Genomic DNA, 13217 nt, shown 5'->3' with positions numbered 1-13217 from the left:
TTGACATAAAGCGTACCCGTACCCTAAAAGGTGCCAGCGCAGCCAGACAAACGATGGAGTCCAGCCCGTGGCCAAGCAACCGATGCTGAAATTCGTGCAGATCGAACGCGACATGCCTCAAAAGCGTGACGCAAGTGTGCGCAAGGAAGACTTCAATGAGATTTACGCGGAGTATGCCGCAGTAAAGGCGGAAGAGCAGGCCAGCCGCTGCAGCCAATGCGGTGTGCCCTATTGCCAGAGCCACTGCCCGCTGCACAACAACATCCCCGACTGGCTGCACCTGACCGCAACCGGCCGTCTGGAAGAAGCCTACGAGACCTCGCAGGCCACCAACACCTTCCCGGAAATCTGCGGCCGCATTTGCCCGCAGGACCGCCTGTGCGAAGGCAACTGTGTGATCGAGCAGTCGGGCCATGGCACCGTGACCATCGGGTCGGTCGAGAAATACATCACCGACACCGCCTGGGAGAACGGCTGGGTGAAGCCCGCAGCACCGCTGGCTGAACGCAGCGAAAGTGTGGGCATCATCGGTGGCGGCCCCGGCGGTTTGGCGGCGGCGGACATGCTGCGCAAGGCCGGTGTGCAGGTCACTGTTTATGACCGCTATGACCGCGCCGGCGGGTTGCTGATGTACGGTATCCCCAGCTTTAAGCTTGAAAAAGACGTGGTGGAGCGCCGCAATAAATTGCTGGCCGATGGCGGTGTGACCTTCGTGCTGAACTGCAACGTGGGCGAAGACATCTCGTTTGAAGAGATCCGCGCCAAACATAATGCGGTGATCATCGCCACCGGCGTTTATAAATCGCGTGACCTGGCGATGCCGGGCAGCGGATCCGAAGGCATCGTCAAGGCAATCGACTTCCTGTGCGCCTCGAACAAGAAGAGCTTTGGCGACGAAGTTGCTGAGTTCGACAACGGCGACCTGAATGCAGCGGGCAAGAAGGTTGTGGTGATCGGCGGCGGCGACACCGCGATGGACTGCGTGCGGACGTCGATCCGCCAGGGTGCGACATCGGTCAAATGCCTCTACCGCCGTGACCGTGCTAACATGCCTGGCTCGCAGCGCGAGACCCAGAACGCCGAGGAAGAAGGGGTGATCTTTGAGTGGCTGTCGGCGCCCAAGGGCTTTACCGATGAGGGCGGCAAGGTGGCCGGCGTGATGGTGCAGAAGATGCGCCTGGGCCAGCCGGATGCCTCGGGCCGCCAGGCGCCGGAAGTGATCGAAGGCGCGGATTACGTGGAAGAGGCCGATCTGGTGATCAAGGCCTTGGGCTTTGAGCCGGAAGAGCTGCCCGTGCTGTGGAACCAGCCGGAGCTGCCGGTGACCCGCTGGGGCACCGTCAAGGCGGCGTTCAAGACCGGCGCTACCGAGCTGGGTGGCGTCTATGCAGTGGGTGACATCGTGCGTGGCGCGTCGCTGGTGGTCTGGGCGATCAAGGACGGCCGCGATTGCGCGGAAGCGATCCTGGAGAACTTCAACAGCAAGGCCGCGGTGGCGGCGGAATAACCCGGCACCCCCTGTACATCGTCTGTGCACCCCTTGTGCACCGGCGGAGCAGCGACGAGCCGCAGCAAGGTCAGCATTGCTGACCCAGCCAGCAGAAGGAAGATGGACATGAGCGAATTGCAGGGACAATGCATGTGCGGTGCGGTGACTGTCACCGCCACGCCCGCGCGCGCCTCCATTTCCGCCTGCCACTGCGAGATGTGCCAGCGCTGGGCCAGCGGCCCGTTCCTGAGCTTTCAGGCGGCCAGCGGTTACGCCGCGCTGGGTCCGGTGCAGACCTATGAGTCCTCGGGCTGGGCTGAGCGGGCGTTCTGCGGCAAATGCGGATCGGCGCTGTGGTACCGGATGACCACAGGAGAACATAAGGGCCAGACGCAGATGTCGGCTGGCCTGTTTGAAAACGCAGGCGGCAATGAATTGCGCCTGGAACTTTACATCGACAAGAAGCCAGCGGGTTACGCCTTCGACAGCAGCAGCCGGAAGCTGACCGGCGCTGACGTGATCGAGATGTTTGCCCCCTCCGTAGAAGGAACCAGCCAATGACCAAATTTGATGCCGATTGGGTGCGCGCCGAAGAAACCAAGCGCAAGTGGATGGCTGAAAACGGCCTGTATTCCGAGGAAGAAGAGCATTCCTCTTGCGGTGTGGGACTGGTGGTCTCCGTTGACGGCAAGAAAAGCCGCAGGGTGGTTGAGGCCGGCATCGATGCGCTGAAGGCGATCTGGCACCGCGGCGCGGTGGATGCCGATGGCAAGACCGGCGATGGCGCCGGTATCCATGTGCAGATCCCGGTTCCGTTCTTTTACGACCAGATCCGCCGCACCGGCCACGAGCCGCGCCAGGATGAGCTGATGGCGGTGGGTCAGGTGTTTCTGCCGCGCACCGATTTCGGCGCCCAGGAACGCTGCCGGACCATCATGGAAACCGAAGTTCTGCGCATGGGTTATTCCATATATGGCTGGCGTCATGTGCCGGTGGACGTGACCTGCCTGGGTGAAAAGGCCAACGCGACCCGCCCCGAGATCGAGCAGATCCTGATCTCCAACGCCAAGGGCGTGGACGAGGAAACCTTTGAGCGCGAGCTGTATGTGATCCGCCGCCGGGTTGAGAAGGCGGCCAATGCCGCAGCGATTTCGGGCCTGTATATTGCATCGCTGTCCTGCCGGTCGATCATCTACAAGGGCATGATGCTGGCTGAACAGGTGGCGGTATTCTACCCCGACCTGATGGATGCGCGGTTCGAGAGCGCCTTTGCGATCTATCACCAGCGCTATTCCACCAACACCTTCCCGCAGTGGTGGCTGGCGCAGCCATTCCGGATGCTGGCCCATAACGGCGAAATCAACACGCTGAAGGGCAACCTGAACTGGATGAAGAGCCATGAAATCCGCATGGCTTCGGCGACCTTTGGCGATCATGCCGAAGACATCAAGCCGATCGTGCCGGGCGGCGCGTCGGACTCGGCGGCTCTGGATGGTGTGTTCGAAGTTCTGGTGCGTGCGGGCCGGTCGGCGCCGATGGCAAAAACCATGCTGGTGCCGGAAAGCTGGTCCAAGCAGGCGGTGGAACTGCCGCAGGCCTGGCGCGACATGTATTCCTACTGCAACTCGGTGATGGAACCCTGGGACGGCCCCGCAGCACTGGCGATGACCGATGGCCGCTGGGTTTGTGCCGGCCTGGACCGCAACGGTCTGCGCCCGATGCGCTATGTGGTGACCGGCGACGGGTTGGTGATTGCCGGCTCCGAAGCAGGCATGGTTCCGATCGACGAGGCAAACGTGGTCGAGAAGGGCGCGCTGGGTCCGGGCCAGATGCTGGCTGTCGACATGCAGAAGGGCAAGCTGTTCAACGACCAGCAGATCAAGGACAAACTATCCCGTGCGCTGCCGTTCGGCGATTGGGTCAAGCGGATCAACGATCTGGACACTACCCTGGCCAGCGCCACTGAGCAGCCGCTGTTCACCGGCGAAGAGCTGCGCCGCCGTCAGGTTGCCGCCGGCTATACCATCGAGGAGCTGGAGCAGATCCTGGCCCCGATGGCCGAGGACGGCAAGGAATCGCTGGCCTCGATGGGCGATGATACGCCGTCTGCGGTGCTGTCGAAAATGTACCGCCCGCTGAGCCACTTCTTCCGCCAGAACTTTTCCCAGGTGACCAACCCGCCGATCGACAGCTTGCGCGAATTCCGGGTGATGTCGCTGAAGACGCGGTTCGGCAACCTCAAGAACGTGCTGGACGAAGACAGCAGCCAGACCGAGATCATTGTGCTGGAGAGCCCGTTTGTCGGCAACGCCCAGTGGGACAAGCTGGTGGACCAGCTGAACGCGCCGCTGGCCGAGATCGACTGTTCCTTTGCGCCGGGCCGCGGGTCGCTGAGCGCAGCACTGGAGCGGATCCGGGCCGAGGCCGAAGAAGCCGTGCGCTCGGGCGCCGGCCATATCGTGCTGACCGACCAGTTTTCAGGCGCGGGCAAGGTGGCGATGCCGATGATCCTGGCGACCTCTGCCGTGCATTCGCATCTGACCCGCAAGGGGCTTCGGACCTTTTGTTCGCTGAATGTGCGGTCTGCTGAGTGCATTGACCCGCATTATTTTGCGGTGCTGATCGGCTGCGGTGCAACCGTGGTAAACGCCTATCTGGCCGAGGATTCGCTGGCTGACCGGATTGACCGCGGTCTGCTGGACGGCTCGCTGACCGAAAACGTTGCGCGTTACCGTGAAGCCATTGACCAGGGTCTGTTGAAGATCATGGCCAAGATGGGGATTTCGGTGGTGTCATCTTATCGCGGCGGTCTGAACTTTGAAGCCGTGGGCCTGTCGCGTGCCATGTGCGCCGAGTATTTCCCGGGCATGACTTCGCGCATTTCCGGCATCGGTGTGACGGGCATTCAGACCAAGGCGGAGGAGATCCACGCCAAGGCCTGGACCGCAGCCGAAGGCGTGCTGCCGATCGGTGGTTTCTACAAGGCGCGCAAGTCGGGTGAGACCCACGCCTGGGAAGCGACCTCGATGCATATGATGCAAATGGCCTGCAACAGAGCCTCATTTGAGCTGTGGAAACAGTATTCGGCCAAGATGCAGTCGAACCCGCCGATCCACTTGCGCGACTTGTTGCACATCAAACCGCTGGGCAATGCCGTACCGATTGAGGAGGTGGAATCGATCACCTCGATCCGCAAGCGGTTCGTGACACCTGGCATGTCGCTGGGGGCGCTGTCGCCCGAAGCGCATAAGACGCTGAACGTGGCGATGAACCGGATTGGCGCCAAGTCGGATTCGGGCGAAGGCGGCGAAGATCCGGCGCATTTCGTGCCGGAGCCGAACGGCGACAACCCGTCTGCCAAGATCAAGCAGGTGGCCTCGGGGCGCTTTGGCGTGACCGCGGAATACTTGAACCAGTGTGAAGAGCTGGAAATCAAAGTCGCCCAGGGTGCCAAGCCCGGCGAGGGCGGCCAGCTGCCGGGGATGAAGGTCACTGACCTTATCGCCCGCCTGCGCCACTCGACCAAGGGGGTGACTCTGATCTCGCCGCCGCCGCACCACGATATCTACTCGATCGAGGATCTGGCACAGCTGATCTACGACCTGAAGCAAATCAACCCGCGCTGCAAGGTGACGGTGAAGCTGGTGGCGTCCTCTGGCGTTGGCACAATTGCCGCCGGCGTGGCCAAGGCAAAGGCGGATGTGATTCTGATCTCGGGCCACAACGGCGGCACCGGGGCGTCGCCTGCGACTTCGATCAAATATGCGGGCCTGCCGTGGGAGATGGGCCTGACCGAAGCGCATCAGGTGCTGGCGATGAATAACCTGCGCGAGCGGGTGACCCTGCGCACCGACGGCGGATTGCGCACCGGCCGGGATATCGTGATGGCGGCGATGCTGGGGGCCGAGGAATACGGCATCGGCACCGCAGCGCTGATCGCGATGGGCTGCATCATGGTGCGCCAGTGCCAGTCCAACACCTGCCCTGTGGGGGTCTGCACCCAGGACGAAGCGCTGCGCGGCAAGTTCACCGGCAATGCCGACAAGGTGGTGAACCTGATCACCTTCTATGCGCAGGAAGTGCGGGAAATCCTTGCCTCCATCGGCGCGCGTAGCCTGGATGAGGTGATCGGCCGGGCGGATCTTCTGGCGCAGGTGTCGCGCGGTTCCGCCCATCTGGACGATCTGGATCTGAACCCGTTGCTGATCACTGTCGATGGCTCGGCCAACATCGTTTACAACCGCGACAAGGACCGCAATGCAGTGCCGGATACGCTGGATGCGGAGATTGTGCGCGACGCGGCCCGCTTCCTGCAGGATGGCGAGAAGATGCAGCTGTCTTATGCGGTGCAGAACACTCACCGCACCGTGGGCACCCGCACTTCCAGCCATATCGTGCGCAATTTCGGCATGCGGAACTCGTTCCAGCCGGATCATCTGACGGTGAAGCTGCAGGGGTCGGCCGGGCAGTCGCTGGGTGCCTTTGCTGCACCGGGGCTGAAGCTGGAAGTGTCGGGTGATGCCAATGACTATGTCGGCAAGGGCCTGTCGGGCGGCACTATCGTGGTGCGCCCGCCGCAGGTCAGCCCGCTGAATGCGTCTGAAAACACCATCATCGGCAATACCGTTCTGTACGGCGCCACTGACGGCTACCTGTTTGCAGCCGGCCGCGCAGGCGAGCGGTTCGGGGTGCGGAACTCGGGCGCCTCGGTTGTGATCGAGGGCTGCGGTGCCTGCGGCTGTGAATACATGACCGGCGGTGTGGCCGTGATCTTGGGCACAATCGGCGCCAACTTTGGTGCGGGCATGACCGGCGGCATGGCCTACCTTTATGATCCCGACGGCAAGGCTGAAACCATGATGAACATGGAATCGCTGGTCACCTGCCCGGTCACCGTGGCGCATTGGGAGGGTGAGCTGAAAACCCTGATCGCCCGCCATCTGGAGGAAACCGGCAGCCGCAAGGCCGCAGAGATCCTGCAGCACTGGGACATCGAAAAGGCAAACTTTCTGCAGGTCTGCCCGAAAGAGATGCTTGGCAAGCTGGCGCATCCGGTGATGCAGGAACAGGCGGCAGTTCCGGCGGAATAAGCCAAGTTAGAGGCTGGTAACTGGACCCCGCAGGCAAATGCTTGCGGGGTTTTCTTTTTGGCGGTTGGTCACCGGGGGCATGCTGGCCTATAGAGGGGCATGGCAAAGGCAGTTGCGAAAAAGAAGAAAGCCAAGAGCAGTAAGAAGGCGGTAAAGCTGAAGGTCGAGCCCCTTCGCTGGCTGCGGCGCTGGCTGTTGCGGGCGGTGCTGGCTGCGGCGGCGGGATTCGCCTTCCTCATCCTGTTGTTTTCGGTGGTGAACCCGCCGATCACCCACACCATCTGGGCAGAACAGCGCCGCTTGGGTGAGGTGGACCGGATTTGGGTGCCGCTGGAGGAGATCGCTCCGGTTCTGGCGCGCTCGGTGGTGGCCGCCGAGGATGCGCAGTTCTGCCGTCACTGGGGGTTTGATGCCCGCGCCATCCAGGCGGCGATTGAGGCAGGCGGTGCCCGCGGCGGTTCTACCATTTCCCAGCAGGTGGTCAAAAACGTGTTCCTGTGGCAAGGCCGCAGCTGGCCGCGCAAGGTGCTGGAGACGCTGCTGACTCCGGCGGTGGAGATTGTCTGGAGCAAACGGCGGATTCTTGAGGTTTACCTGAACGTCTCGGAAATGGACGAGGGCGTGTTTGGCGCCGAAGCTGCGGCGCGCAAATACTTCGGTGTTGGCCCGGATCAGCTGAGTGCACGTCAGGCAGCGCTGATTGCCGCTGTGCTGCCCAATCCCAAGGACCGCTCTGCCCGCCGGCCCAGCGGTTTTGTGCAGCGCCGCGCCGCACAGATCGCCGATGGGGCGGCCACCATTCGCGCAGACGGGCGGGCGGCCTGTTTCGAGGATTGAATCTTTCCTGCTGGCGGGGCATTGCTGGGCCATCCGCTGTAAGTTTTTTGGAGACCCTCTGTAGCCATGGCGCGCCTTTATCATGTTCCCCTGTCCCCGTTTTGCCGCAAGGTGCGGTTGTCATTGGCGGAAAAGAAAATTGAGGTGGAATTGGTCGAGGAGCGCTATTGGGAGCAGGATGCTGATTTCCTGCGCCGGAACCCGGCGGCAAAGATCCCGGTGATCCGCCTGGATGGCAAGATGATGGCCGAAAGCGCGGCGATCTGCGAATACCTGGAAGAAACCCGGCCTGAGCCATGCCTAATGCCCCGAGATGCCGAAGGCCGCTATGAGATGCGCCGGCTGGTCAGCTGGTTCGATGACAAGTTCCACAGCGAGGTGACGTCGAAGCTGCTGTATGAGCGGGTGAACAAGAAAATCACCGGTGAGGGCTATCCTGACAGCCGCAATGTGAAAGCCGGCGCCAAGGCGATCAAATACCATCTGGATTACATGGCCTGGCTGCTGGACCACCGGCGCTGGCTGGCGGGCGATATGATGACGCTGGCGGATTTTGCGGCGGCTGCGCATCTGTCGTCGCTGGATTATATCTCGGATGTGGACTGGAACCGCTCGGCGGTGGTCAAGGACTGGTACGCCAAGATCAAGTCGCGGCCTGCTTTCCGGTCGATCCTGGCGGATCAGGTGCCGGGGTTCCGGCCTCCGCCGCATTACACTGATCTGGATTTCTGACATCAACGGGGCAAGGGGCGCTGCCCCTCTTGGGCCTTTGGCCCAATTCACCCCGGGGTATTTGGGACCAGAAAGAAGATGAGTGCAGCGCTGAAAGAACGGCTGGTGGCACAGGCACTGGCCGAGGGGTTTGTCTCCTGCCGGATCTGCCGTCCGTGGGACGTGCCGCAGGTGCCCGGGCGCCTGCAGACTTTTCTGGACGCCGGGTATCACGGGCAGATGGGCTGGATGGCGGAGCGCAGTCATTGGCGGGGCGACCCGGCGCTGCTGTGGCCGGATGCGCGGTCGGTGATCATGCTGGCGGAGAGTTATACGCCGGACGAGGACCCGATGGCAGTGGTGGGCCAGGCCGACCGCGGTGCGGTGTCTGTCTATGCCCGCAACAAGGATTATCACGACCTGGTCAAGAAACGGCTGAAGCGGCTGGCGCGCTGGCTGATTGCGGAGGCAGGGGAGGACTGCGAGGTCAAGGTTTTTGTTGATACCGCGCCAGTGCCTGAGAAGGCGCTGGGGATGGCGGCTGGACTGGGCTGGCAGGGAAAGCACAGCAATCTGGTGAGCCGCGATTGGGGGAATTGGGCTTTTCTAGGCTCTGTTTTCACCACAATTGAGCTGCCTGCCGATGACTCTGAGCGGGACCGCTGCGGGTCCTGCCGGGCCTGTTTGGACAGCTGTCCGACGGATGCTTTTCCGGCGCCCTATCAGGTTGATGCGCGGCGCTGCATTTCCTACCTCACCATTGAGCACAAGGGGCCGGTGGATGAAGAGCTGCGCGGAAAACTGGGCAACCGGATATATGGCTGCGATGACTGTCTGGCGGCCTGCCCCTGGAACAAGTTTGCGGTGGCGGCGAGTGACATGCGCTATGCTGCGCGCGATGAACTGAAGGCGCCAAAACTGGCGGAGCTGGCGGTTCTGGACGACGCGGCTTTCCGGGCAGTGTTTTCCGGCTCACCGATTAAGCGGATTGGGCGGGACCGGTTTGTGCGCAATGTGCTCTATGCTATCGGCAATTCCGGCCAGCCGGACCTTCGGGACGTGGCGCGCGGGCTGACAGAGGACCCTGATCCGGCAGTTGCGGACGCTGCGCGATGGGCAGTTCAGCAGCTTTCGTGACGCAAACAGGATGGACGCGGCGCAAATAGGCGTTAGACCCTGTCCGGCGAACAGAAGCGGAGAGGACCGGGCATGACGCTGCTCTTGGGTGTGGATACGGGCGGAACCTATACCGATGCGGTGCTGATCCGCGACGAGAAAGAGGTAATCGCCTCGGCCAAGTCGCTGACCACGCGGCAGGATCTGGCGATTGGCGTTGGCGGTGCGATCCGGGCGGTGCTGGAACAGTCGGGAGTTCAGCCGGAGGAGGTGTCGCTGGCGGCGCTGTCCACCACCTTGGCCACCAATGCGCTGGTCGAGGGCCAGGGCGGCCGTGTGGCGCTGATCTATATTGGTTTTGCCGAGAGCGATCTGGACCGGCCCGGATTGAAGGATGCCTTGAAAGGGGATCCGGTGCTTGTGCTTGCCGGCGGGCATACCCATGCGGGCAGCGAGGCGTCGCCCTTGGACGTGGAGGCATTGGAGATGTTCCTGCGCACCGAGGGTCAGGGGGTAACCGGCTTTGCGGTTGCCGGGGTTTTTGCCACTCGCAATCCAGCGCATGAGATTGAGGCGGCGCGGATCATTCACGAGATGACCGGGGCGCCTGCCACCTGTTCGCACCAGCTGTCGGCCAAGTTGAACGGGCCTAAGCGGGCAGTGACCGCAGTGCTGAACGCGCGGCTTATCGGGATGATCGACCGGCTGATCGGGCGGGCGCAGGACACGTTGCGCGATCTGGGTATCAAGGCGCCGATGATGGTCGTGCGCGGCGACGGCGCGCTGATGAGCGGCGGGCAGGCGCGGGAGCGGCCGATTGAGACCATCCTGTCCGGCCCGGCGGCCTCAATCGTCGGCGCGCGCTGGATGACCGGCGCGGATCATGCGCTGGTGAGCGACATTGGCGGCACCACAACGGATGTGGCTCTGATCAAGGATGGCAAGCCGGCGATTGATCCGGCGGGGGCCCGGGTTGGCGAATTCCGCACCATGGTCGAGGCGGTGGCGATGCGCACCACCGGCCTGGGCGGCGACAGCCAGGTGCATTTGAACACCAGCGGCCTGGCGGGCGGGCTGACCTTGGGGCCGCGCCGGGTGGTGCCGGTGTCGTTGATTGCCACGGATGCGCCTGAGGTTGTGCACGCCGCGCTGGATGAACAGCTGCGCAACAGCACAGTGGGCGAGTATGACGGCCGGTTTGTGCGGGCGGTGCCGGGCGTGCCGGTTGCGGGTCTGAGCGAGCGCGAAGCCGGGCTGCTGGGACGCATCGGGATGCAGGTGCATCCTCTGGGGCAGATCCTGCGTACCCGGATGGAGCACGGCTCCTTGAACCGGCTGGTGGACCGCGGGCTGGTGCAGGTCTCTGGCGTGTCTCCCTCGGATGCGAGCCACGTTCTGGGCCGGGTGGACGCCTGGGACCGCGAGGCGGCGGAGAAAGCGCTGACACTGTTTGCCCGCCGCCGGGTTGGCAGCGGTGATATGGTGGCACAGGATGCTGGGGCGTTGGCACAGATGATCATTGCTCAGCTGACCGAGCAAACCGCTTTGACCTTGTTAGAGTCTGCTTTTGCCGAAGAAGCGGAAAGCTTTGGCCTGCCGGAGAAAGAGCTGGCCCGGCATGTGCTGCTGCAAAAGGGGCTGGCCCGGCACCGTGGCCTGTTGGCGCTTGATGCTGTGCTGAATGTGGATGTTGTCGGGCTTGGCGCCTCTGCCCCAAGCTATTACCCGGCGGTGGCGGAGCGGCTGCATTGCAATATGATCCTGCCGGAACATGCCGGGGTCGCCAATGCCATTGGTGCCGTGGTGGGCCGCGTCACTATGCGGCGCAGCGGCACCGTAACCTCGCCCGCTGAGGGCAAGTACCGGGTTCATTTGGAGAGCGGGCCGGCGGATTATCCGGAGTCCAGAGAAGCGCTGGAGGCGCTGGAGACGGCCCTGACGCAAGAGGCCCGCGGTGCGGCGGAAGAGGCCGGTGCCGAGGATATTCACGTGCATGTGGAGCGGGATATCCGCACAGCACAGGTGGAATCGCGGGAGGTCTTTGTTGAGGGTACGCTGACGGTGGAAGCCAGCGGGCGGCCGCGGGTGGCGGCTGGTTAGGCCAGCTTTAGAAATGCGGGTTTTCCATGAAAACCCGCTGCCGCCGCCGGGGATATTTTAGGCCAGAAGAAGCGCCGGGGCCTGGAATGGCCTCGATTTGAAAAGCCCCGCCGTACTGGGCGGGGCTGAATACTGGCTTGTTAGAGCCTATTCTGCGGCGGCGTTCCGTTTCGGGAGCACCCAATCGGGACGCGCGAAATGACAGGTGTAGCCGTTGGGCAGGCGCTGCAGGTAGTCCTGGTGCTCGGGCTCGGCTTCCCAGAAAGCGCCCGCGGGCTCGACCTCTGTCACCACCTTGCCGGGCCAGAGGCCGGAGGCGTTTACATCGGCGATGGTGTCCTCGGCCACGGCTTTTTGCGTCTCGTCCACGTAGTAGATGGCCGAGCGGTAGCTCATCCCCAAATCGTTGCCCTGGCGGTTCAGCGTGGTCGGGTCGTGGATCTGGAAGAAAAGCTCCAGCATCTCCCGGAAGGAGGTGACGGCGGGGTCGAAGGTGATCTCGATCCCTTCGGCGTGGGTGCCGTGATTGCGATAGGTAGCATTGGGCACATCACCGCCGGTGTAGCCGACGCGGGTGCTGATGACGCCGGGGCGCTTGCGGATCAGTTCCTGCATGCCCCAGAAACAGCCGCCTGCTAGGACGGCGCGTTCGGTGGTGCTCAATTCACGACCTCCACTTGGTTGATGTAGGCGCCATAGCCCTCGGCCTCCATATCGTCCAGATGGACAAAGCGCAGGGAGGCGGAGTTGATGCAATAGCGCAGGCCGCCCCGGTCCATTGGACCATCTGGGAAGACATGGCCAAGGTGGCTGTCGCCATGAGTGGAGCGGACTTCGGTGCGGATCATTCCGAGGGTGCGGTCCTCCAGTTCCTGCACATGTGCGGTCTCAATGGGTTTGGTGAAGCTGGGCCAGCCGCAGCCCGATTCATATTTGTCGGAGGACGCAAACAGCGGCTCGCCCGAGACAATGTCGACGTAGATGCCAGGCTCCTTGTTACTCAGCAGCTTGCCTGTGCCGGGGCGTTCTGTTCCCGCGTTCTGGGTCACATAGAACTCTTCCTCGGAGAGGGCGGCAATGGCGTCCGGATTTTTGGTGTATTTGGTCATGGTGTCCTCCCGCCTGTTTACTTGTCGCAGAACATGGGGTGTGAGGGCGCAAATGCAATGCCCTGTTACAAGCGGCTCGCAAAGCCGTGTGCGGCGGCGGGTTTGGTCAGGCGGTGAAGGCGCCGGCCAGATCTCCGGGCAGGTCGAACTCTGTCAGCACCCGGGCGCGGGCATCAGGCGACATCTTGCGGGCGGTTTTTTCGACAATGCGCTGGACCTTGTCCGCCGGGTGTTTAGCGGCAAAGGGGGCAAAATACCACTTCAGGAAGACAAAGCAGATGATGTCCTCCAGAGCCTGCACCTGATCGTCGCGCTTGATGCCTTCCTTGCGCAGCATCCTTGCGGCGGCGTTTGCATCGTCTGCGCCATAACCTGCCTCCTGCATCAGGGCAGAGACCACCTGGGCGTGGTGTTCGGCTTCGGCTTTGCGCCAGGCGAGATAGCCGGCGCGGCCTTCAGGATAGCTGCTGCGCTGCAGCTTCCAGCGCTCCACATGCTGGCCGCGGGCGGCAATTTGCAGCGCGTCGGAGGCATCGGGGAACAGGCGCATCTGCTGTTCGCTCATACGCTGGCCATAAAGCAGCGCGGCAGGCTGGCCGTCCTCCAGGCTGGGATCCTGGGCATTGGCGGCGTCGATGGCGTCCAGAACCTGGGTCAATTGCGCGCTCATGCTGCGTCCTCCTGTTTAGTCATTGAGGGCCAGAATAATGCGGAAGCGCGGCGGGTTGCAACGGCCCGGCACGCCGTCAGGCGTGCCGGGCCCAA

At 62.9% G+C, this 13217-nt stretch carries 10 protein-coding genes; 7 read left to right on the top strand and 3 right to left on the bottom strand.

The genetic code is table 11. The features are described 5' to 3' along the window. Positions 1–67: 67 nt before the first annotated feature. From K3557_RS18675 to K3557_RS18645, 7 genes are all read left to right on the top strand, one after another. Complete coding sequence (locus tag K3557_RS18675; protein WP_259995715.1) at positions 68–1507, top strand: NAD(P)-dependent oxidoreductase; 1440 nt, start codon at positions 68–70, stop codon at positions 1505–1507. A 108-nt stretch (positions 1508–1615) separates the two neighbouring features. Then, a complete protein-coding gene (locus tag K3557_RS18670; RefSeq protein ID WP_259988735.1) occupies positions 1616–2050 on the top strand; it encodes a GFA family protein in 435 nt (144 codons plus the stop codon). Next, on the top strand, positions 2047–6579 hold the full coding sequence (gene gltB, locus K3557_RS18665) for a glutamate synthase large subunit (protein WP_259995713.1): 4533 nt from the start codon (positions 2047–2049) through the stop codon (positions 6577–6579). The genes K3557_RS18670 and gltB overlap by 4 nt, the downstream gene beginning before the upstream one ends. A 99-nt stretch (positions 6580–6678) precedes the next feature. Further along, positions 6679–7416: a monofunctional biosynthetic peptidoglycan transglycosylase gene (gene mtgA / locus K3557_RS18660; protein WP_259995711.1), complete on the top strand. Its 738-nt coding sequence runs from the start codon at positions 6679–6681 to the stop codon at positions 7414–7416. Between the two features lie 66 nt (positions 7417–7482). Further along, positions 7483–8148, top strand: a complete 666-nt coding sequence (locus K3557_RS18655) for a glutathione S-transferase family protein (protein WP_129372581.1) — start codon at positions 7483–7485, stop codon at positions 8146–8148. Between the two features lie 78 nt (positions 8149–8226). Continuing rightward, positions 8227–9264, top strand: coding sequence for a tRNA epoxyqueuosine(34) reductase QueG (gene queG, locus K3557_RS18650; protein WP_259995709.1), 1038 nt, complete (start codon positions 8227–8229; stop codon positions 9262–9264). 72 nt (positions 9265–9336) lie between these two features. Next, positions 9337–11343 (top strand): hydantoinase/oxoprolinase family protein, encoded by a 2007-nt coding sequence (locus K3557_RS18645; RefSeq protein ID WP_259995707.1) that lies wholly within the window; start codon positions 9337–9339, stop codon positions 11341–11343. Positions 11344–11490: 147 nt separating this feature from the next. On the opposite strand, the gene msrA is transcribed toward K3557_RS18645, so the two are convergent. The 3 genes from msrA to K3557_RS18630 form a co-directional block, all read right to left on the bottom strand. Beyond that, positions 11491–12006, bottom strand: coding sequence for a peptide-methionine (S)-S-oxide reductase MsrA (msrA, locus tag K3557_RS18640; RefSeq protein ID WP_259995705.1), 516 nt, complete (start codon positions 12004–12006; stop codon positions 11491–11493). Beyond that, on the bottom strand, positions 12003–12452 hold the full coding sequence (gene msrB, locus K3557_RS18635) for a peptide-methionine (R)-S-oxide reductase MsrB (RefSeq protein WP_259988748.1): 450 nt from the start codon (positions 12450–12452) through the stop codon (positions 12003–12005). Before msrB ends, msrA begins: the two co-directional genes overlap by 4 nt. 106 nt (positions 12453–12558) lie before the next feature. Beyond that, the gene (locus K3557_RS18630) at positions 12559–13122 is read right to left on the bottom strand and encodes a DUF4202 domain-containing protein (RefSeq protein ID WP_259995695.1); all 564 of its coding nucleotides are present in this window, start codon (positions 13120–13122) and stop codon (positions 12559–12561) included. Positions 13123–13217 lie beyond the last annotated feature (95 nt).

Source organism: Leisingera sp. M523 (assembly GCF_025141335.1).
In the GTDB taxonomy this organism is placed as follows: Bacteria; Pseudomonadota; Alphaproteobacteria; order Rhodobacterales; family Rhodobacteraceae; genus Leisingera.
Note: the sequence above shows the minus strand (reverse complement) of the source record. Positions and strands in the feature narration are given on the sequence as shown.